The organism is Vibrio sp. GLN_1 (assembly GCF_043106015.1).
GTDB classification, from domain to species: Bacteria; Pseudomonadota; Gammaproteobacteria; order Enterobacterales; family Vibrionaceae; genus Vibrio; species Vibrio parahaemolyticus.
Genome location: NZ_JBICMD010000017.1, coordinates 88630 through 111593 on the forward strand (window position 1 = coordinate 88630; position 22964 = coordinate 111593).

Here is a 22964-nt window from a genome sequence, read left to right on the forward strand (position 1 = left end):
ACTATTTTAGGCAATTAAACGGTAAATCGCATATTCACATGATTATCCACTAATAACTTGACCTTTTTTACAATAAGCTATAGCTTGTGAAGTTGATGAAAATAAAACACACAAATTTTGTTAAATATTTTTCTAAATTAACTGAATAAATACACACAAAAATATAAAAGTGACGCATAGTTAGTCATCACTATCAACGTAAGCAGTGTTGATGTATCTGTCGGGATGACAGATAAGCAAAGGGAGAATTGCAATGGCTCTTTATGATCCAAGTCTTGAGAAAGACAACTGTGGATTTGGCTTGATCGCACATATGGAAGGCGAGCAAAGCCATAAGCTGGTTCGTACAGCAATTTCTGCACTTGACCGAATGACCCACCGTGGTGGTATTGCCGCCGATGGTAAAACAGGTGATGGTTGTGGTCTTCTTTTACAAAAGCCCGATTCCTATTTACGCCTTATCGCCGAAGAGAATGGTTTCAACCTAGGCAAACAATATGCCGTAGGGATGCTTTTCTTCAGCCAAGATCCGGTTAAAGCTCAATTATCTAAAGACATCGTCAATAAAGAACTCGCTCAAGAAACCTTAACGGTTGCGGGTTGGCGCGAAGTTCCAACAAATTCTGCAGTACTCGGCCCGATTGCGGCCAACTCACTGCCCAATATTCAGCAAGTCTTTATCTCAGCTCCAGCGGGCTGGCGTGAGCGCGACATTGAACGCCGTCTCTATATTGCCCGTCGCCGTATTGAAAAACAGATCACCGAAGATCCTGATTTCTACATCTGTAGCTTATCGACGCAGGTGCTGGTGTACAAAGGTTTGTGCATGCCTGCGGATTTGCCTCGCTTCTACCTTGATCTTGCTGATCTACGCATGGAATCAGCTATCTGTCTGTTCCACCAGCGTTTTTCAACTAACACTCAACCTCGCTGGCCACTGGCGCAGCCGTTCCGTTATCTTGCTCACAACGGTGAGATCAATACCATTGAAGGCAACCGCCAATGGGCCCGAGCGCGTGCTTATAAGTTCTCTTCCCCATTGCTGCCCGATTTACAAACCGCAGCTCCGTTTGTAAATGAGACTGGTTCGGATTCTTCAAGTCTGGATAACATGTTGGATCTTTTCTTGGCCGGCGGCATGGATATCTTCCGAGCCATGCGAATGCTTGTTCCACCAGCATGGCAAAATCACCCAGATATGGATCCCGATCTACGAGCCTTCTACGATTTCAACTCCAAACACATGGAGCCTTGGGATGGCCCAGCAGGGATCGTACTTTCCGATGGCCGCTACGCAGCATGTAACCTCGACCGAAACGGTCTGCGCCCAGCTCGCTACGTGATCACAAAAGACAAGTTGATCACGCTGGCTTCTGAAATCGGTATTTGGGATTACGCACCAGACGAAGTTGCGAAAAAAGGTCGTGTTGGCCCTGGTGAGTTGTTAGTTGTCGATACTCGTAAAGGTAAACTGTGGCAATCAAGCGAGATCGATAACGATCTCAAATCTCGTCACCCTTACCGCGAATGGATGGAAAACAACGTTCGCAAACTAACGCCATTCTCTCAGTTACCTGAAGATCAAGTGGGTGAGCGAAGCTTCGATGAAGATTTGCTTAAGACCTATCAAAAGCAGTTCGCCATGACCAATGAAGAAGTGGATCAGGTGCTGCGTGTACTTGGCGATATGGGTCAAGAAGCCGTAGGCTCTATGGGCGATGACACGCCGATGGCAGTACTGTCTTCGAAAGAGCGTTTGGTTACCGATTACTTCCGCCAGAAGTTTGCTCAGGTCACCAACCCGCCTATCGATCCACTACGTGAAAAGCATGTTATGTCGTTAGCTACCAGTATAGGTCAGGAGATGAACGTCTTCTGTGAAACCGACGGCCACGCGCATCGAGTGACATTTGATTCTCCAGTGCTACTTTACTCTGACATGCAGCAGTTGCTTGAGCTGGGTGACGATCACTACCGCAATACCATTCTCGACATAAACTACGATCCACAAGAGAAAGATCTCAAACAAGCGATTGATGACTTATGTGATCAAGCTGAACAAGTGGTGCGAGAAGGTACCGTCTTAGTGGTTCTTTCCGACCGCGCATTAGTTAAAGGCAAGTTGCCAATTCCAGCCGCCATGGCTGTCGGCGCCGTGCAAACTCGCTTAGTTACAGCCAACCTTCGTTGTGATGCCAACATCGTCGCGGAAACCGCAACCGCACGTGACCCTCATCAATTTGCCGTATTGCTAGGCTTTGGCGCTACGGCGGTTTATCCGTATCTAGCTTATGAAGCGCTAGGCAAGTTGATTGACGATGGTGCCCTAGATAAAGACTACCGCGATGTTATGCAGAACTATCAGTATGGCATCAACAAAGGCTTGTACAAAATCATGTCGAAGATGGGTATTTCGACCATCGCCTCTTACCGTTGCTCACAATTGTTCGAAGCTGTTGGGTTGAGCCGGGAAGTGGTCGACTTGTGCTTTAAAGGCGTAACCACTCGCATCGAAGGCGCAAACTTTGATGATTTCCAACAAGATTTAACCAACTTGTCCCGCAAGGCGTGGGCAAAACGTAAATCGATTGAACATGGTGGATTACTCAAATACGTACATGGCGGTGAGTACCATGCCTACAACCCTGATGTGGTTGGCACACTGCAAAAAGCGGTGAAATCTGGTGAAAGTAACGATTATCAAAGTTTTGCCAAACAAGTAAACGAGCGCCCTGTCGCGATGTTGCGTGACCTAATGGCACTGAAAAAAACTGACTCGCCATTGCCACTTGAACGAATCGAACCTAAAACAGAATTATTCAAACGTTTTGATTCTGCCGCCATGTCTATCGGAGCGTTGAGCCCAGAGGCACACGAAGCACTTGCAACGGCGATGAACCGTCTTGGTGGTTACTCTAACTCTGGCGAAGGTGGTGAAGATCCTCGTCGTTTTGGCACCGAGCGTAACTCGCGAATCAAGCAGATCGCATCAGGCCGTTTTGGGGTTACGCCTCATTACCTAACCAATGCAGACGTACTGCAAATCAAGGTTGCGCAAGGAGCTAAACCTGGTGAAGGTGGTCAGCTACCAGGGCACAAAGTCACGGCAGAAATCGCCAAGCTGCGTTACTCGGTGCAAGGGGTGACGTTAATCTCCCCTCCTCCACATCACGATATTTATTCGATCGAGGATTTAGCCCAGTTGATCTTCGACCTAAAACAAGTCAACCCGAATGCCCTGGTTTCGGTGAAACTCGTCTCCGAGCCTGGTGTTGGCACCATAGCCACAGGGGTCGCAAAAGCTTACGCCGACCTCATCACTATCTCAGGTTACGATGGCGGTACGGCCGCAAGTCCACTGACTTCGGTGAAATACGCAGGTAGTCCTTGGGAACTTGGCCTCGCAGAAACCCAACAAGCACTGGTTGCAAATGGCCTTCGCCATAAGATTCGTCTTCAAGTAGATGGCGGGTTAAAAACAGGGCTAGATGTTGTTAAGGCCGCGATTCTTGGTGCGGAAAGCTTCGGATTTGGTACCGCACCAATGGTTGCTATGGGTTGTAAATTCTTACGTATTTGCCACTTGAACAACTGTGCAACGGGTGTGGCAACTCAAGATGAAACCCTTCGTAAAGAGTACTTTAAAGGCTTACCTGAAATGGTAATGAACTATTTTACTGGCCTTGCCGATGAAGTACGTGAGTTACTCGCAGCACTCGGCGTAGAGAAACTGACAGACTTAATTGGTCGTACTGATTTACTTGAAGCCGTCGAGGGATTCACTGCGAAGCAAACCAAGTTGGATCTATCAAACATCTTAGAAGCTCCTATTTCAGCCGAAGGTCATCCACTATTTTGGACGGAGCCAAACAAACCGTTTGATAAAGCCGAACTCAACCAAAAAATCGTTGATGATGCCTTGAATGCTGTCGAAAACAGCCAATCAGCAAGTTTCTTCTACAACGTCATCAACACCGACCGTTCTGTTGGCGCGCGTTTATCTGGTGAGATAGCAAAACGCTATGGCAACCAAGGTTTGGCAGCTTCGCCAATCAAAATCTATCTTGATGGTACGGCTGGCCAGTCGTTTGGTGTTTGGAATGCGGGCAGCGTAGAGCTTTACCTCACTGGTGATGCGAACGACTACGTAGGCAAAGGCATGGCAGGCGGTAAAATCGCGATTAAACCTCACCTAGGCACTGCATTTAAATGTAACGAAGCCACCATTATCGGTAACACATGTTTGTACGGCGCGACAGGAGGCAAACTGTTTGCTGCGGGTAAAGCGGGAGAGCGTTTTGGTGTTCGTAACTCTGGCACCATCGCTGTCATAGAAGGCGCGGGGGATAACGCTTGTGAATACATGACTGGCGGCATTGTGGCTATTCTTGGCGCCACAGGAGTGAACTTCGGCGCTGGTATGACGGGCGGTTTTGCTTACGTGTTGGATGAAAATCAAGACTTCCAAGGTCGTGTAAACAACGAATCAGTGGAAGCCATTTCACTGTCGGATCTATACATCCACCAAGAGCACTTGCGCGGCCTAATTGCGGAGCATCTCGAAGAGACTGGCTCTAGCCATGCAGAACATATTTTGGCGAACTTTGACGAATGGATTCCGAAGTTCTACTTGGTGAAACCTCAAGCGGCTGACTTAAACACGCTACTTGGTCACCAAAGCCGCAGCGCTGCTGAACTGCGCGTTCAAGCCCAATAAATCATGGAGGATGTTTGAATCATGAGTCAGAACGTTTACCAATTTATCGATGTTCAACGCGTAGATCCGGCGAAAAAACCAATTAAGATTCGTAAGATTGAGTTTGTTGAAATTTACGAGCCGTTCACGAAACAACAAGCAACAGCGCAGGCCGATCGCTGTTTGGATTGCGGTAACCCATATTGTGAATGGAAGTGCCCCGTCCATAACTACATTCCCCAGTGGCTAAAACTGGCGAATGAAGGCCGAATTTTAGAAGCCGTGGAACTTTCACACCAAACCAACAGCTTGCCTGAAGTGTGTGGCCGTGTGTGTCCGCAAGACCGTTTGTGTGAGGGTTCGTGCACACTAAATGATGATTTTGGTGCAGTCACGATAGGTAACATTGAAAAGTACATCACCGACAAAGCCTTTGAAATGGGCTGGAAGCCTGACATGTCCAAAGTGGAGTGGACGGATAAAAAGGTGGCAATCATCGGCGCCGGCCCTGCTGGTCTGGCAGCAGCAGACATCTTAGTTCGCAACGGTGTAAAACCGATGGTGTTTGACCGTTACCCAGAGATTGGTGGCCTACTTACCTTTGGTATTCCTTCTTTCAAATTGGAAAAAGGAGTCATGGAAAATCGTCGTCGGGTATTTACCGAAATGGGCGTTGAGTTCCGCATGAATGTGGAAGTCGGCCAGGATGTGCAGATGCAAGAACTGCTTGATGAATACGATGCGGTTTTCTTAGGTGTGGGCACATACAAATACATGCGCGCGGGTTTGGAAAATGAAGACGCGCCGGGCGTTTATGACGCCCTACCATTTTTGATTTCCAATACCTATAAGGTTATGGAGCTAGAACATAACCAACCGTTTATCGATATGGCTGGCAAAAAAGTCGTAGTGCTTGGTGGTGGTGATACCGCGATGGACTGCGTGCGAACTTCGATCCGTCAAGGCGCATCTAACGTGATTTGTGCCTACCGTCGTGATGAAGAAAACATGCCAGGCTCCCGTCGAGAAGTGAAAAATGCCAAAGAAGAGGGCGTGAAGTTCATGTTTAACCTTCAGCCTTTAGGTATTGAGGTTGATGCGTATGGCAAAGTTTCAGGCGTGAAAGTGGTCAAAACTGCTTTAGGCGAGCCTGATGACGCAGGTCGCCGTCGCCCAGAACCTGTAGAAGGAAGTGAACACGTACTGCCTGCCGATGCTGTCATCATGGCATTTGGTTTCCAACCTCATCAAATGAACTGGCTTACTCCGTTCAATGTTGAACTTGATCAATGGGGACGAATCAAAGCACCCAACAACCAAGAGTTTCAATATCAAACCAGCAATGAAAAGATCTTTGCTGGGGGAGACGCAGTTCGCGGTTCTGATTTAGTGGTAACCGCCATTGATGAAGGACGAAAAGCAGCAGAAGGCATTCTTGATTACTTAAACGTATAACGTCGTACCAACACTCAAAAAGGATCCAAAGATTGGATCCTTTTTTCTTTTATTACATATAATTAAATTCCTCTGTTAAGGAATAGAACTCATGAAAAAAGCCGCTCTGATGCTCATCACTTTTCTCGGCTTAACCGCATGCAGCCAAGGAGTCACTTCGATGCCAGATAGAACTCAAACCCCATGTGGAAACAAACCTAACTGCGTTTCAACACAAGACCAACGAGAAGAACACCACCTCGAACCTTTTACTCTCACCGAATCCGCCACATTGGATGCAATTGAGCAAGCAGCACTGCAACTATCGGGGGCTAAAACAGCAGAGAAAGATGGCAATTATCTGCGCATTGAATGCACATCTAAAATCATGCGCTTCGTGGATGATCTCGAATTAAAGATCGACGGGAATACTCTGATCGTGCGTTCAGAATCACGCGTAGGGTATTCCGACTTTGGCGTCAATCGGAAACGGGCCGAGCAATTACGAACCGAACTTTCTAAAGCAGAACTCATCAAATAGAAAACTGCTGACAGGGAGTGCTATACTCTCGCCGATTAAATATTTTACCTAAAGAGAGTGCTATGAAAGTTGGTATCATCGGGGCGATGGAACAAGAAGTGACCATCCTGAAAGAAGCTATGACAAACTGCCAAACCGTAAACAAAGCAGGTTGTACGTTTTTCTCTGGTCAAATTAACGATGTAGATGTAGTGCTACTACAATCTGGTATCGGTAAAGTTGCTGCGGCAGTTGGTACAACAATTCTTCTTGATGAATACCAACCAGATGTGATTATCAACACAGGTTCTGCTGGTGGTTTCGATTCAAGCCTAAATCTAGGTGACGTAGTGATTTCTACAGAAGTGCGCCACCACGACGCAGACGTGACCGCTTTTGGCTATGAAATTGGTCAAATGGCAGGTCAGCCAGCAGCATTCAAAGCGGATGAAAAACTGATGGATCTAGCAGAAAAAGCACTCGAGCAAATGGCAAATACACATGCTGTTCGCGGTTTGATCTGTACGGGCGATGCGTTTGTTTGCACGGCTGAGCGCCAAGCGTTCATTCGTGAAAACTTCCCATCCGTTATTGCGGTTGAAATGGAAGCATCAGCTATTGCTCAGACTTGCCACCAATTCAACACACCATTTGTTGTTGTACGTGCTATCTCTGACGTTGCTGATAAAGAATCGCCAATGAGCTTTGAAGAATTCCTGCCTCTAGCAGCAAAAAGCTCTTCAGAAATGGTCTTCAAGATGCTGGAACTGGTTAAGTAATCCAAGTCATTCATGGAAGAAATTTTTCAGCAATTCTATGCTAACGGTGCGCTCCTCGTGATGTGGGGCGCATTACTGTTTCACCTGATCCTCCCTATTCCTCATTCCGCTCACCCTGCGACTTTATGGCGCAAGGTAGCCGAACAATTAGCAGAGAAAGTAAATAACCACCATAGCTACTCACAAAGCATTCTCTCAGGAAGCCTCGCTCTTATTTTGATGACATTGCCGTGTTTGGTGCTCTTAATCGCTCTAAAGCCTTTAGTTTGGCAAGAGCCTCTGTACGAACTTGCCTTGTTACTATTAGCGTTAGATTGGCGAAGTTGCGAAACCCTCACCAAACAACTTGCCCTCGCCTTGTCGCGTGAGGATAAAACGCGCTGTCGCGAGCTACTCAAGCCTTTTGTGAATCGTGATACCGAAACGTTGTCGCTTGTCGGTATAGGTAAAGCCGGAGCTGAAACCATCATTATGGGCTTTGGTCGCAATGTAGTGTGTGTACTGTTTTGGTATGCCATCGCAGGTGGGATTGGGGCGCTCATGTACCGTTTAACCATGGAGCTAGCACGAGCTTGGTCTCCTAGCCGTCGTCAGTATGCGCCATTTGGGAAACCAGCCATTCAAATCGTTGCCGTTTTAGAATTCATTCCATTAAGATTATTTTCCCTACTGTTGCTTGCTGGTCACAATATGTCCGCAGTGCTTAATGGACTCAAACAACAAGCGAAATCTTGGCCATTGCCAGGACCAGCTTGGTTACTGTGTACTATCGGCAATAAGTTCCAGCTTTCGTTAGGAGGCCCTGCTCTATACCAAGGCGTCAGAGCAGAACGCACCAAGATTGGTGGACGCATTGTGCCTTCTGCTATTCATCTTGCACAAATCCAAATTTTGCTGGTTTGGCGCATCTTTGCTTGGATTGTGATTCAAAGCTTTATTCTAGCACTGATTTATCAAGGATTATGATGAACAAAATTTGCCTATCCCTCCCCCTTTTCTTCTCCTCTCTTACGATGGCGAACGAACCCGTTGAACGAGTGATCAGTTTAGCGCCTCACGCCACAGAGATAGCTTATGCTGCTGGCTTAGGTGACAAACTGATCGCTGTGAGTGAGATGAGTGATTATCCGAAGGAAGCTGGTGAACTGGAGAAAGTATCCAATTACCAAGGCATAAAGTTGGAACGCATTATTGCCCTTCAGCCCGATCTCGTCATTGCTTGGCCTGCGGGTAACCCCGCCAAAGAGCTCGAAAAGTTAAAACAATTTGGCGTACCTATCTACTACTCAACCACGGGTACTTTAGAAGACATCGCAAATAATATTGAGCAGCTGAGTCAATACAGTGATGATCCATCAAAGGGTCAAAAAGCAGCGCGGGACTTTAGAGAGGGGCTAACTGCTCTCAAAGCGAAATACAACACCACAGAGAAAGTCCGCTATTTTTATCAACTCAGCGAAAAGCCGATCATTACTGTGGCAGGTAAAAACTGGCCGAGCGAAGTGTTTAACTTCTGTGGTGGTGAAAATGTATTTGCCAATACAGCAGCACCCTATCCTCAAGTCAGTATCGAGCAAGTGATAACACGTCAACCTGAAGTACTCTTCACCTCTCGTCATGCTATGAGTGATGATGGAATGTGGGCTCAATGGAAAAATGAACTGCCAGCTCTGCGCAACAATCATGTTTGGTCACTCAATTCTGATTGGATAAATCGCCCAACACCACGCACACTCAATGCTATCATTGAAGTGTGTGAACACTTTGAAAGCGTTAGACGAAAACGCTAACGTTTTCGTTGGAAATACCGTACAATTTCCGCCCATTTTTGTTCTCACACTTTTTATAGGTACCAAGTAACATGGATTCCATGCTGCTTTATATGATCGATTTATTCGGTACAGCAATCTTCGCTGTGTCTGGTGTTTTACTCGCTGGCCGATTAAAAATGGATCCCTTCGGTGTTATCGTCCTAGGCAGCGTGACTGCCATTGGCGGTGGCACTATTCGTGATATGGCACTTGGTGCGACCCCCGTCTTTTGGATTACCGATACCACTTATCTTTGGGTTATCTTCATCACCTGCTTGTTAACTATGATCTTGGTTCGCAGACCAAAACGGTTAGCTTGGTGGGTTTTACCCGTGTGTGACGCCATCGGTCTGGCCGTATTTGTGGGAATTGGGGTAGAAAAAGCGCTCGCCTACAACGCCTCAGGCATGGTTGCCGTGATCATGGGTGTAATAACCGGTTGCGGTGGCGGCATAATCCGAGATGTCTTAGCCCGAGAGGTACCTATGGTGCTAAGAAGCGAAGTCTACGCCACAGCCTGTATCATTGGTGGCATCTTCCACACGATGGCTGTGAGTATGGGTTACGATCATTCCACAGCCCTGCTCGCAGGTGTTATCTCAACACTGGTGATTCGCCTTGGTGCGATTCGTTGGCACTTATCTTTACCTACTTTCGCCATCAACCGCTAAGCAATTCAAGTGCAGATTTCAATCTAAAGAGCCGACTTTATCTCGGCTCTTCGCATTTTAATTAACACGATTCGCTTATCCCTCAGCAATTCGTTAAATTATCCGTCTCATTCCTAATTTTCATTAATTGCTATGTTATTAGAAGGCATTGAAACGTTACTTGTACTAAGTAAAGAAAAAACCATGAGCCGCACTGGTAGTCAGCTGTACATCAGCCAATCTGCGGTGAGTAAACGTATCGCCAATTTAGAAAAAAAGTTAGGAAAGAAACTGATCGAGCCAAACGGCAGACACATTAAACTAACCTCGGATGCTCTGGCCCTTATCAATACGATAGAGCCCACGTTCAATGAGTTACGAGGACAGATTTACGATCAGCAAGAGCTCGAAGATACGTCATTAATAAAAATGGATTGCTCAGAAACTCTCGTCGCAGGTTATCTGAGTATGATTATGGAAGAGCAACTGGCACGCGATCCTTATCTCAGAATCTCGACCAATCACACTCCGAGAATCGTTGAAAACGTAAAATCGGGGCGAGCGACCCTAGGATTCTGCGCTGGTTACTTACCTTCTCATCACGGTTTGATGAGCATTCATCTCGCCGATGAGCCTTTCTCTATAATAAGTAAGCACCCGCTAACTCAATTACCAAAAGCGATTTTAACTAACGATTTGAATAACCCAGCCAATACATACCAGCAAGCCATTTTGTCCAAGTACGAGATCCAACCTTTGATGGAGATGGACTCTTACACGGCGGCAGCACAATTAGCTTTAAAAGGAATGGCACCAGCACTGATACCTAAATCCATCATCAAAACACTCAACATCGCATCAAATTTCTGTTTTGAATTCGAAGAACTAGAGCCTCTAATTCGCCCAATACACATCTGTCTTCGCCACAACACATACCGCAATCAGCGAATTAAAACAGTGTTAGAAGCCATTGCTGATGTTGTTGCCAAAGAAGTTTTGTTGCCATCAGCATAGACATGGTAATCACTAGAGGTCGAATCCACTTTTGACCTTTGGTAACCACCACTTTTGCGCCAAGTTGAGCGCCAATAAAGCCACCGACCGCCATCGTCAAACCAATTTCCCATACAGGTAACCCTGCTAGAACGAAAAACAACAATGCAGCGATGTTTGAAGTGAAATTCAAAATCTTAGTTCGTGCTGTTGCATCCACGAGGGAGAAGTGGCCAATAGCAACAAAGCACACAGTAAAAATCGAGCCCGTACCGGGGCCAAAGAAACCATCGTAGAAACCAACTCCACCACCGATACACAATGCAAACATCGCTTCGGCAAGTTTTGGTTCGCCATCGATTTTTCGAGTGCTTGGGGCGAGTAAGAAATAAAGAGAAATCGCAATTAGAAGAACAGGAATCAAACTGGTGAGTACGCTAGCATCAATAAACTGTACAGCCTCGGCACCGATTGCAGCACCAATAAAAGTACAGAGTATCGCGAAACGCATTTCCTTTAGGCTGACAATACCGTTACGCACGAAATACCAGCTAGCAGAGAAGCTGCCAAACGAACTTTGTAACTTGTTGGTTGCTAGAGCTTGAGTAGGGCTCAATCCCGCAGCCAAAAGCGCAGGGAGCGTAAGGAGCCCTCCCCCACCAGCCATTGCATCAATAAAACCAGCCACAGATGCAACCAAAAACAACGCGGTTAATACTTCTAAAGTAAGTTCCACTTACACTTCCTTGTTCAAAAATACGAAAAGAGCTAAACGGTAGCACTTAACACCTCAAACTAAAAAGGAAAGTCGAGATATGAACCTATTCCATATTTTCATTGATTTAAGTAAGTATTGAGAAGCTCTAACCTAAAGATCTACAGATAAAAGCTAACTTATATTGAAAAAAGATAATTTATAACGTTTATAGTGGCTTATTTTAAAAATGCAACACTGCATAATTATGTCTATACAGAAACATTTCCAATTTGGATAAATTTCCAAGGGTATTGTTAAAGTACGACTATTATACTCTATTACTACATTTATAATAACATCATTAAATCCGCCGCCGTATTTTCTACAATACCCAAAATAGACATAGACGCACCTAACAATAAATCGTCAAATTGGTCATTCCATTCAGTTACCATATAAGCACTGATAAATTATTTCTTTGCGCTAGTGCAATTTTCATAAAAACCAGACTTAAGAATGCAACCCAAAAAACAACATATTAACAATATAAAAACAATAATTAGAGTTAAGTCGCAAATATTTTCTTATTAATAAGAAATCGAAAGGCAAACTATAGAAAAAATAGATTTAAAGTTACATTTATATAAAATAAAATAAAAACAAACTAGGTATAACTGACATGTCAACCACATATCCAATAGCAGGTCAAAAATTTCCAAAAGATAATAAAACTACAGCGCCTTATCCAGTAAAAAAACCTAGCCAAGGCAATAAAAAGACATTCTTATTTTCAGTGGAATCTTTTGATATTTTAATAAATAACTCAATCAGAGATAAACTAACACTTACTCGCTGGGAGCGAATTAAAGGTCTATTTGAAAACACAGCTAATTACTATGTAACTGGAAGTGATTTTGCTTTTGTAGCTCAACTTTGTCAGAAAGTTACAGGGAAAAACAGTGTATTTTACATAAAAAGCTATGCTGGGGTTCCACATATTGTTGTATCAGGGTCCTCCGCATTACAACTACGACTAACCAATATAGGTAGTAGCCTCCCTAACCCAACTGTCATAAAATTTGCAGTTGGTTCAGAAAGCGTGATGAAATCTATAAAAAGCGGAGGCATAATTACAGTAGTACTTGTAACCGCTTATCATGTCGCCAATTATTTCTTAGGAGATAAGCAAACTCTCTCTAAACTTTATGGGAGTGTTGCTAGCGATATTATAAAAATCGGATTGTCTTCCGCAATAGCTGCGGGGTCGACAAAGCTAGCAACACTTTACCTAGGAAGTGCTGTATTTTTATCAGCAGGACCGATATTGGGAATAATTGTAGTTGGTGTATTAGTGGGGCAAAGCCTAAATTATATAGACCAAGAGTTCTCATTAACAAATAAACTTACTAATGCAATCGATACTCATATGGACAATATAGCTAAAAATGAATACGAAAAGCTATCTCTAAAAATACATAGCTCTGTAGCTTTAGGTCGTTTAAATGGAAGTAACCTCTAATGAAAGAAATGACGAAAAAAGACAGATACACTGCATTTTTTTTAGGCGTATTTTTTTTGTTATTATCAGTAACTTTATTCTATATTGGTATTAGCAAAAGTTATAACTTCGCCCATTTCATAATGGAATCTAGGCCTGAAGTCATATTTAATCAAATTTACATTTTATCTTTTTTTGGAAGTGGTGTTTTCCTCATTTTCTCTTTCATGGGCATATTCTCATTTATAGTTGGCAGAGCAGCAAAAGCTAAAGAAAGAAATTTCATTAATCGACTTTTAATAATTACATCTTTACTAACTATTATTAGTCCATATCCGTCTTTGTTATTAATAGACGTATTTGCTAAAAATCACGGGTTTCAATTTGACAAGTCAGAGTCCAGCTATAACTTACTGCTTGAAACTAGAATCTACAAACTCCATAAAGAATAACCCTAGTTATATTCATACGCTGTATAAACACTACCAATACTAACAAAAACACCCATAATTAAATAAAAAAGCCCGCTCAAATGAGCGGGCAATGAGGTTGTCATATAGGCCCTATTTACCGGGCTTATTGATTTTTATCTATTACGCTTCCAGACTCGCTTTTACTTTCGCGTGTAGCTCTTGAACAGAGGTTACTGACGCTTTTGCATCAGCAGTGTGAGACATACACGTTGCAAACGCAGCGTTTAGCGTTGTTGTGTAGTTCACTTTCTCTGCTAGAGCACCGCGGCGTAGAACTTTCGAATCTTCAATAGCTTGACGACCTGCAGCCGTGTTCACAATATAGGTGTATTCGTTGTTCTTGATGCGGTCAAGAATGTGTGGACGACCTTCATGTACTTTGTTTACCAGGCGAGGGTTAATACCCGCTTCACCAAGGATTACAGCAGTACCGTGAGTCGCATCCAATTGGTAACCCAATTTTACTAGCTTAGACGCAAGGTCAACAACACGCTGCTTATCACCTTCACGAACAGAAAGTAGCGCACGACCACCTTCAGGGTACACACTGCCACAGCCAAGCTCTGCTTTTGCGTAAGCTTCTGCAAACGTTGCGCCAACACCCATCACTTCACCTGTTGAGCGCATTTCAGGACCTAATAGAGGGTCAACGCCAGGGAACTTATTGAAAGGTAGAACGACTTCTTTGACTGAGTAATAAGGAGGAATAATCTCTTTGGTGAAACCTTGTGATTCCAGAGACTGACCTGCCATTACACGTGCCGCGATTTTCGCTAGTGGTGCACCCGTCGCTTTCGATACGAATGGAACGGTACGTGCAGCACGCGGGTTCACTTCGATTAGGTATACTTCGTTGTCTTTTACAGCAAACTGCGTGTTCATCAGACCACGTACACCAAGTTCGAAAGCCAGCTTCTCAACTTGCTCACGCATCTTGTCTTGGATTTCTTGGCTTAGTGTGTAAGCAGGAAGCGAACATGCAGAGTCACCAGAGTGAACGCCCGCTTGCTCAATGTGCTCCATGATGCCGCCGATAACCACGCGCTCACCGTCACAGATAGCGTCGATATCCACTTCTGTTGCATCATCTAGGAATCGGTCTAGTAGAACTGGAGATTCATTCGATACGCTTACTGCTTCGTTGAAGTAACGACGCAAGTCTTGTTCATCGTAGACGATTTCCATCGCACGACCACCCAAAACGTAAGATGGACGAACAACGAGTGGGAAGCCGATTTCACGAGATTTCTCAACCGCTTGCTCCATCGCCGTTACTGTTGCGTTTTGTGGTTGTAGAAGACCTAAACGCTCAACTGCAGCCTGGAAACGCTCACGGTCTTCTGCGCGGTCAATCGCATCTGGGCTTGTACCGATGATTGGCACACCTGCAGCTTCTAGTGCGCGAGCCAGTTTAAGTGGCGTTTGACCACCGTATTGAACAATCACACCTTTTGGCTTTTCAACGCGGGCGATAGACAACACATCTTCAAGAGTTACTGGTTCGAAGTAAAGACGGTCAGATGTATCGTAGTCTGTCGATACTGTTTCTGGGTTACAGTTCACCATAATGGTTTCGTAGCCATCTTCACGAAGCGCTAGTGATGCATGTACACAACAGTAGTCGAATTCGATACCTTGACCGATACGGTTTGGACCACCGCCCAGTACCATGATCTTGTCTTTATCTGTTGGGTTTGCTTCACACTCTTCATCGTAAGATGAGTACATGTAAGCCGTATCAGAAGAGAACTCTGCCGCACACGTATCCACACGCTTGTAGACAGGGTGGATGTCAAACTGGTCACGTAGACGACGGATTTCGCTTTCAGCCACACCTAACAGTTTAGATAGGCGCGCATCAGAGAAACCTTTACGTTTCATCTGGCGTAGAACTTCTTCTGTTAGACCAGCAAAGCCACCGGCTTTCACTTGCTCTTCTAGTTTAACTAGCTCTTCAATTTGAACTAGGAACCAGCGATCAATGTTCGTCAGGTTAAACACGCCATCCACTGACATGCCCGCACGGAATGCATCTGCGATATACCAGATACGCTCTGCGCCAGCTTCTTTTAGTTCGTGACGAATCTTAGTTAATGCGTCAGGTGCATCTAGGTCAACCATCTCATCAAAACCAGTCGCGCCAACTTCTAGGCCACGTAATGCTTTGTGAAGAGATTCTTGTTGGTTACGACCAATCGCCATTACCTCACCAACTGACTTCATCTGAGTCGTCAGGCGATCGTTAGCGCCAGCAAATTTCTCGAAGTTAAAACGAGGAATCTTGGTCACTACGTAGTCGATAGTAGGTTCGAATGATGCCGGAGTTGCACCACCTGTAATGTCGTTTTGCAGCTCGTCTAGAGTAAAGCCAACAGCCAGTTTCGCCGCAATCTTAGCGATTGGGAAACCTGTTGCTTTTGATGCCAGAGCAGAAGAGCGAGATACACGTGGGTTCATCTCGATGATAACCATACGGCCATCTTTCGGGTTGATACCAAACTGTACGTTTGAACCACCTGTCTCAACACCGATTTCACGCAGAACCGCTAGCGATGCATTACGCATTAGCTGGTATTCTTTGTCAGTCAGAGTTTGCGCTGGAGCAACCGTGATTGAGTCACCGGTGTGGATGCCCATTGGGTCGAAGTTTTCGATTGAACATACGATGATACAGTTGTCCGCTTTGTCGCGAACTACTTCCATTTCGTACTCTTTCCAACCGATTAGCGATTCATCGATAAGAAGTTCGTTAGTCGGAGAAAGATCCAGACCACGACGACAGATTTCTTCAAACTCTTCTTTGTTGTACGCGATACCGCCCCCCGTACCACCCATGGTGAACGATGGACGGATGATACAAGGGAAGCCAACCATGTCTAAAACTTTGTAAGCTTCTTCCATCGTCTTCGCGGTATCAGCACGAGGACACTCAAGGCCGATAGACTTCATTGCTTTATCGAAGCGAGAACGGTCTTCTGCTTTATCAATCGCATCAGCGGTAGCGCCAATCATCTCTACGCCGAATTCAGCAAGAACGCCGTGCTTCTCTAGATCTAGCGCACAGTTAAGCGCCGTCTGACCACCCATTGTTGGCAATACTGCATCTGGGCGTTCTTTCTCAATGATCTTGCGAACAACTTCCCACTGAATCGGCTCGATGTATGTTGCATCTGCCATTTCAGGGTCTGTCATGATGGTTGCTGGGTTAGAGTTAACTAGAATAACTCGGTAGCCTTCTTCACGAAGAGCTTTACACGCTTGTGCGCCAGAGTAGTCAAACTCACATGCCTGACCGATAACAATCGGACCAGCACCAAGAATTAGAATACTTTGAATGTCAGTACGTTTTGGCATTATCTACTACTCCGAATTAAGCGCTGTGTTTTTTGATGAGTTCGATAAAGTGGTCAAATAGCGGTGCCGCGTCGTGTGGACCTGGGCTTGCTTCTGGGTGACCTTGGAAACTAAATGCTGGCTTGTCTGTGCGGTGAATACCTTGTAGAGAACCGTCAAATAGTGATACGTGAGTCGCACGTAAGTTTTCCGGTAATGTTGCTTCATCTGCCGCAAAGCCGTGGTTTTGCGAAGTGATCATCACAACGTTACGCTCTAAATCTTTTACTGGGTGGTTCGCACCGTGGTGACCAAACTTCATTTTCACCGTTTGCGCACCCGACGCAAGCGCCAGAATTTGGTGACCTAGACAGATACCAAAAATTGGTAGGCCTTTTTCTAGGAACACTTTGGTCGCTTCAATCGCGTAAGTACAAGGCTCTGGGTCACCAGGACCGTTCGATAGGAACACGCCATCTGGATTCAGAGCCAGAACTTCTTCAGCAGAAGTTTCTGCAGGAACAACCGTTAGGCGGCAGCCGCGGTCAACCAACATTCGTAAGATGTTGCGTTTTGCGCCGAAGTCGTAAGCAACAACGTGGTATGGCAACTCGCTGTCGTCTTTCGCTTCTGGAAGTCCACTCTCAAGCGTCCACGAACCTTGTTTCCATTGATACGCTTCTTTTGTTGTAACCTCTTTCGCAAGATCCATACCTTTCAAACCAGGAAATTCTTTTGCTTTCGCTAGCGCCAAAGCTTCGTCTAGATTGTTACCAGCTACGATACAACCGTTTTGAGCACCTTTTTCACGCAGGATACGAGTTAACTTACGCGTGTCGATGTCTGCGATGCCGACGATGTTTTGCGACTTAAGATAATCAGAAAGGGATTGTTCATTACGGAAGTTAGAAGCGATAAGAGGGAGATCGCGAATCACAAGGCCTTGTGCATGAATGGAAGAGGATTCTTCGTCTTCGGAATTGGTTCCGGTATTGCCAATGTGAGGGTAAGTAAGAGTAACGATTTGCTGAGAATAGGAAGGATCAGTGAGGATTTCTTGATACCCCGTCATCGAGGTATTGAAAACGACTTCACCGACGGAAACGCCATCTGCCCCAATGGACACTCCGCGGAACACTGTCCCATCTTCTAGGACTAACAGTGCTAATTTACTCAAGACAACCTCCAGAATAAAAATGCAAAAAAAATAAATCAAACTGCAATCATGCCTTCCTTTACCTATAAAATCTACATAAATAGGTATTTCAGACAAATTGGCGGTATTCTAAAGATGGACTGCAAACCTGTCAACATACAATGAAAAATAAATTATCTTTTTCTAAAGAGTAATAACATTTACTAGCAATAAGCCCCAAAAACACAAGTTTCCACCACCTGCAAACTTTGAAGATGGTTCTTTTTTTAGATTTTACAAATTTGAACTTTTTATAGATCACAAATTTTTATGAGATTTTCACGCAAACGTTAATCACAACAAAACAACATCAACTTTTAAGCAGTTAAGACAAATAAGACAACCAAGTCAGCAAAAATACACACAAACAAGTTCAAAACTGACGCTCTACAATACTCATTTTATTTACATAACTTTCTTCAAATACAAAAAAGCCGGCTTACGCCGGCGAATAATTATGTATTTAAAGCTCATTCAAACCAAGCACATCGGTCATGGTATAAAAGCCCGCTGGCTTGGAATGTAGCCACACTGCAGCCTTCACGGCACCATTAGCAAAAGTCATGCGGTCCGTCGCTTTGTGCGTTATTTCGACTCGCTCACCAATATCAGCAAACATTGCTGTGTGCTCGCCGACAATGTCACCTGCACGAATGGTTGCAAAACCGATTTCATCTTTAGTACGCTCACCAGTAATGCCTTCACGCGCATACACCGCAACATCACTTAACTTGTTGCCCATAGCGCCAGCAATCGCCTCACCCATACCAATCGCAGTACCTGACGGAGCATCAACTTTATGGCGGTGATGAGCTTCGACAATCTCGACATCGCAGTAATCACCCATTACTTTTGCAGCTTTCTCAAGCAACTTAAATACTAGGTTCACACCAACAGAGTAGTTAGGAGCCATCACAACAGGTACGTGCTTCGCAACTGCATCAATCAGTGCTCGCTCTTCTTCACTAAAGCCAGTGGTACCAATTACAATAGACTTCCCATGCTGTTTACATAACTCTAAGTTCGCTAACGTACTTACTGGAGCGGTAAAGTCGATAACAACATCAAAATTGTCGACCTCTTTCTCTAGGTCATCGGTCAGGAAAACATCGAACTTTCCTTCACCACAAAGTTCACCGATATCAACACCGACGAGCGAAGATTCTGGACGTTCTGAACCTGCCGTTACAGATGCATCTGGGTTTATGTGCGAGGCTTTGACTAGGTTGCGACCCATACGGCCAGCAGCTCCTGCGATTGCAATACGAACCATTGCGCTTTCTCTCCTTCTCTGGATAACGAGGCTTCTCGTTCTCTTTCGTTTCGCTGAATCTTTTTAAACTAACAACATACTGTGTTAACCACAAGCACGTTCATTGGGCTTAAGCAAACTCTTTTACGACACGTTGTAAGATAGGCACGTTAGCTTCAGGGAAGGTGTAATCCCCTAATTCACCAACTGCGACCCAGCGCCCTTCTTGGCCTTCTCGACCATAAGGTTCGTTCTCGAACTGAGAGACGGTAATAAAATCAAATTTTAGCGACTTATCTGGGTAATCGTATTCAAGGTGTTCAAACGGTGCTTGTTCAATCACTCGAATCCCCACTTCCTCTTCAAGCTCACGAACCATCGCTTGTTCAACTGTTTCTCCTAGCTCGACTTTACCGCCCGGAAACTCCCAAAAACCACCTTTGTGTTTATCATCAGGACGTTTAGTAATAAAGATTTGCGACTTATCTTGATTGAAAATGATCGCTGCAACAATGTGAATTCTTTTCATGGATATTTACCTAGGATCTATCGATACAAAAAGAGCCGCCTAAGCGACTCTTTCTTATTAAGTTATCAAGTTAGATTAATTGATCTGACCGTGACACTGCTTGTATTTCTTGCCACTACCACATGGACAAGGTTCGTTTCGACCTACTTTACGCTCATCACGAACAACAGGTTGATTTGAGCCCTCAGACTCTTCACCATCAGCCAACTGATTTTCCGCAGCTGCATGCTGAGCCTGCGCACGACGAGCAGCTTCTTCTGCTTGTGCACGACGTTGCTCTTCCATACGCTCAACTTCTTCTTGCTGTTGAACGCGGACACGAGACAGAACAGTAATAACGTCAGTCTTCAGCGCTTCAAGTAAACCTTCAAACAATTCAAACGATTCACGTTTGTACTCTTGTTTCGGGTTCTTTTGTGCGTAGCCACGTAGGTGGATACCTTGACGCAGATGATCCATCGCCGCCAGATGCTCTTTCCAAAGCGTATCGAGTGTTTGAAGCATCACTGATTTTTCGAAGTTACGAAGCACTTGTGCACCCACAACTTCTTCTTTCGCTTTGTATACTTCAACGGCTAGGCTGATGATCTTCTCGCGCAGCGCTTCTTCGTACAGTTTGTCGTCTTCCTCAAGCCATTGCTTGATTGGCGCGTCTAGATCGAAATCTGCTTTCAAACGTTCTTGAAGACCTTCCACATCCCACATGTCTTCTAGAGATTGTGGTGGAATGTATTCGTCGATGATCGCTGTGAGCACATCTTCACGGTTTTGTTCAATCATGTCGCTGATATCGTCAACGTTCATGAGCTCATCACGCAGTTCGTAAACCACTTTACGTTGATCGTTCGCCACGTCATCGTATTCAAGAAGCTGTTTACGGATGTCGAAGTTGCGACCTTCCACTTTGCGTTGTGCTTTTTCAATAGAACGAGACAACATCTTAGATTCGATTGCTTCGCCTTCTTCCATACCGCTTTGAATCAAGCTTGCCATACGATCTGAAGTGAAGATACGCAGTAGTGAGTCTTCCATCGATAGGTAGAAACGAGATGAACCCGCATCACCTTGACGACCAGAACGGCCACGTAACTGGTTATCGATACGACGAGATTCATGACGCTCAGTACCGATGATGTGCAGACCACCAGCATCTAAAACTTGATCGTGAACTTTTTTCCACTCAGCTTTGATTGCGTCGATTTGCTCTTTCGTTGGATCTTGTAGTGATTCAACTTTTGCTTGCCAGCTACCACCTAGCACGATATCTGTACCACGACCCGCCATGTTTGTTGCGATAGTTACCGCACCAGGCATACCTGCTTCAGCAACGATTTCCGCTTCTTTCTCATGGAACTTAGCGTTCAAAACGTTGTGTTTGATCTTCGCTTTCTTCAAGGCGTTGGAGAGTAGTTCTGATTTTTCAATCGATACTGTACCAACCAATGTTGGCTGACCTTTCGCAACGCGCTCTTTGATATCTTCAATGATTGCAGCAAACTTCTCAGCTTCGGTACGGTACACCACATCCGGCATATCGTTACGAATCATTGGTTTGTTGGTTGGGATAACAACAGTTTCCAAGCCATAAATAGATTGGAACTCAAACGCTTCAGTATCCGCTGTACCAGTCATACCAGACAGTTTCTCGTATAGACGGAAGTAATTCTGGAATGTGATAGAGGCTAGCGTTTGGTTTTCGTTTTGGATCTTAACGCCTTCTTTCGCTTCGACAGCTTGGTGAAGACCTTCTGACCAACGACGACCTGGCATTGTACGACCAGTGTGTTCATCAACGATCACAACTTCGCCGTCATCGTTAACGATGTAATCCACATTACGCTCAAACAGCACATGTGCTCGTAGAGCAGCATTTACGTGGTGAAGCAAGCTGATGTTCGCAGGTGAGTACAATGTATCACCTTCTTCCATCAAACCATTTTTAACCAATAGCTCTTCTACGTATTCTTGACCCGTTTCAGTCAAGTGAACTTGTTTTGATTTTTCATCAACAGTGTAGTGACCATCGCCACGGTACTCTTCAGAGTCTTCTTTATCTTGCTTCTGTAGGTGTGGGATAAGCAGGTTGATTCGAGTGTAAAGTTCTGAACTGTCTTCTGCCGGACCAGAGATGATCAAAGGAGTACGAGCTTCATCGATAAGGATTGAGTCCACCTCATCGACCACAGCAAAGAAACGTTCGCGCTGAACACGGTCTTCATTGCGGAAAGCCATGTTGTCGCGCAAGTAATCGAAACCAAACTCGTTGTTTGTTCCGTATAGAATATCAGCTTGGTACGCTTCTTTTTTCGCTTGAGGAGGCATGTTCGGCACGTTAACACCCACCGTCATACCTAGGAATTCAAATAGCGGACGGTTTGTCTCCGCATCACGTTTAGCGAGGTAGTCGTTGACCGTAACAACGTGTACGCCTTTACCAGGAAGTGCATTTAGGTAAGCAGGAAGAGTTGCCGTTAGAGTTTTACCTTCACCCGTGCGCATCTCTGCGATTTGGCCTGCATTTAGAACCATACCGCCGATGAGCTGCACGTCGAAGTGACGCATACCGTATACACGTTTAGACGCTTCACGAACAGTAGCAAAAGCTTCTGGAAGTAGCTTATCAAGAGTTTCGCCTTGCTCTAGGCGCTCACGGAACTCAACAGTTTTCGCTTTAAGCTCTTCATCTGAAAGTGCTTCAAATGTTGGTTCGTAGTTATTGATCTCTTTTACAATTTTTCTAAGGCGGCGCAGTGTTCGGTCGTTGCGACTGCCAATTACTTTTGTCAGTAGCTTAGTTATCATTTTTCGTGAATCTCTCTTTAATCAGACCGTTCCCGATCTACTCGTAATGCCTTCAGTCTCTGCCAGTTTGGAACTAAGAATACTGAGATAAATCATTTATCAAAGATATTGAGTTCAAACATTCATATTTCAAGGCTAAGTTTCGAAACAATGTGGCTTAGTGTAAGGATTTTTCATCGATACAACCATAAATAGACGTATTTGTTTGAAGCACTCTGAAATTTTTAGGTAAAGTGGTGATGGATTAGCCAATATTATTAGCAGCTACACGACGAAACTTGGCAAAAACAGGACTTTACCAC

General features: G+C 44.9%; 15 protein-coding genes. 9 read left to right on the top strand and 6 right to left on the bottom strand.

What is annotated here, in order from left to right; genetic code table 11:
* The first annotated feature begins 253 nt into the window (after nucleotides 1-253).
* From gltB to ACF8OV_RS08755, 8 genes are all read left to right on the top strand, one after another.
* Nucleotides 254-4717 carry a glutamate synthase large subunit gene (gene gltB, locus ACF8OV_RS08720; RefSeq protein WP_203504960.1) on the top strand — a complete coding sequence of 1488 codons (4464 nt, stop codon included), beginning with the start codon at nucleotides 254-256 and terminating at the stop codon, nucleotides 4715-4717.
* Between the two features lie 21 nt (nucleotides 4718-4738).
* Nucleotides 4739-6151, top strand: a complete 1413-nt coding sequence (locus ACF8OV_RS08725) for an FAD-dependent oxidoreductase (RefSeq protein ID WP_203504962.1) — start codon at nucleotides 4739-4741, stop codon at nucleotides 6149-6151.
* Between the two features lie 91 nt (nucleotides 6152-6242).
* A complete protein-coding gene (locus ACF8OV_RS08730; protein ID WP_005480841.1) occupies nucleotides 6243-6671 on the top strand; it encodes a DUF1499 domain-containing protein in 429 nt (142 codons plus the stop codon).
* 62 nt (nucleotides 6672-6733) lie between these two features.
* Nucleotides 6734-7429, top strand: coding sequence for a 5'-methylthioadenosine/S-adenosylhomocysteine nucleosidase (mtnN, locus tag ACF8OV_RS08735; RefSeq protein WP_203504964.1), 696 nt, complete (start codon nucleotides 6734-6736; stop codon nucleotides 7427-7429).
* Nucleotides 7430-7441: 12 nt separating this feature from the next.
* Nucleotides 7442-8395 carry a cobalamin biosynthesis family protein gene (locus ACF8OV_RS08740; RefSeq protein ID WP_140085588.1) on the top strand — a complete coding sequence of 318 codons (954 nt, stop codon included), beginning with the start codon at nucleotides 7442-7444 and terminating at the stop codon, nucleotides 8393-8395.
* Nucleotides 8395-9219, top strand: coding sequence for a vitamin B12 ABC transporter substrate-binding protein BtuF (gene btuF / locus ACF8OV_RS08745; RefSeq protein ID WP_025507167.1), 825 nt, complete (start codon nucleotides 8395-8397; stop codon nucleotides 9217-9219). Before ACF8OV_RS08740 ends, btuF begins: the two co-directional genes overlap by 1 nt.
* A 71-nt stretch (nucleotides 9220-9290) precedes the next feature.
* Nucleotides 9291-9911, top strand: coding sequence for a TRIC cation channel family protein (locus tag ACF8OV_RS08750; RefSeq protein ID WP_005461192.1), 621 nt, complete (start codon nucleotides 9291-9293; stop codon nucleotides 9909-9911).
* A 132-nt stretch (nucleotides 9912-10043) separates the two neighbouring features.
* On the top strand, nucleotides 10044-10904 hold the full coding sequence (locus ACF8OV_RS08755; protein ID WP_024700352.1) for a LysR family transcriptional regulator: 861 nt from the start codon (nucleotides 10044-10046) through the stop codon (nucleotides 10902-10904).
* Here the strand turns inward: ACF8OV_RS08755 and ACF8OV_RS08760 are convergent.
* Nucleotides 10840-11619 carry a TSUP family transporter gene (locus ACF8OV_RS08760; protein ID WP_203504968.1) on the bottom strand — a complete coding sequence of 260 codons (780 nt, stop codon included), beginning with the start codon at nucleotides 11617-11619 and terminating at the stop codon, nucleotides 10840-10842. The genes ACF8OV_RS08755 and ACF8OV_RS08760 overlap by 65 nt on opposite strands.
* 640 nt (nucleotides 11620-12259) lie before the next feature.
* Between ACF8OV_RS08760 and ACF8OV_RS08765 the strand changes: the two genes are divergently transcribed.
* Nucleotides 12260-13099 carry a hypothetical protein gene (locus ACF8OV_RS08765; protein WP_005497113.1) on the top strand — a complete coding sequence of 280 codons (840 nt, stop codon included), beginning with the start codon at nucleotides 12260-12262 and terminating at the stop codon, nucleotides 13097-13099.
* Between the two features lie 572 nt (nucleotides 13100-13671).
* Here ACF8OV_RS08765 and carB read toward each other — a convergent pair.
* The 5 genes from carB to secA all read right to left on the bottom strand — a co-directional run bounded on the left by carB (nucleotide 13672) and on the right by secA (nucleotide 22662).
* The gene (gene carB / locus ACF8OV_RS08770; protein WP_005461228.1) at nucleotides 13672-16905 is read right to left on the bottom strand and encodes a carbamoyl-phosphate synthase large subunit; all 3234 of its coding nucleotides are present in this window, start codon (nucleotides 16903-16905) and stop codon (nucleotides 13672-13674) included.
* 16 nt (nucleotides 16906-16921) lie between these two features.
* Nucleotides 16922-18061, bottom strand: a complete 1140-nt coding sequence (gene carA, locus ACF8OV_RS08775) for a glutamine-hydrolyzing carbamoyl-phosphate synthase small subunit (protein WP_011105665.1) — start codon at nucleotides 18059-18061, stop codon at nucleotides 16922-16924.
* Between the two features lie 481 nt (nucleotides 18062-18542).
* Nucleotides 18543-19352 carry a 4-hydroxy-tetrahydrodipicolinate reductase gene (gene dapB / locus ACF8OV_RS08780; RefSeq protein WP_015296233.1) on the bottom strand — a complete coding sequence of 270 codons (810 nt, stop codon included), beginning with the start codon at nucleotides 19350-19352 and terminating at the stop codon, nucleotides 18543-18545.
* Between the two features lie 109 nt (nucleotides 19353-19461).
* Complete coding sequence (gene mutT / locus ACF8OV_RS08785) at nucleotides 19462-19860, bottom strand: 8-oxo-dGTP diphosphatase MutT (RefSeq protein ID WP_005461225.1); 399 nt, start codon at nucleotides 19858-19860, stop codon at nucleotides 19462-19464.
* A 75-nt stretch (nucleotides 19861-19935) separates the two neighbouring features.
* Nucleotides 19936-22662, bottom strand: coding sequence for a preprotein translocase subunit SecA (gene secA / locus ACF8OV_RS08790; RefSeq protein WP_005461206.1), 2727 nt, complete (start codon nucleotides 22660-22662; stop codon nucleotides 19936-19938).
* Nucleotides 22663-22964: the final 302 nt, after the last annotated feature.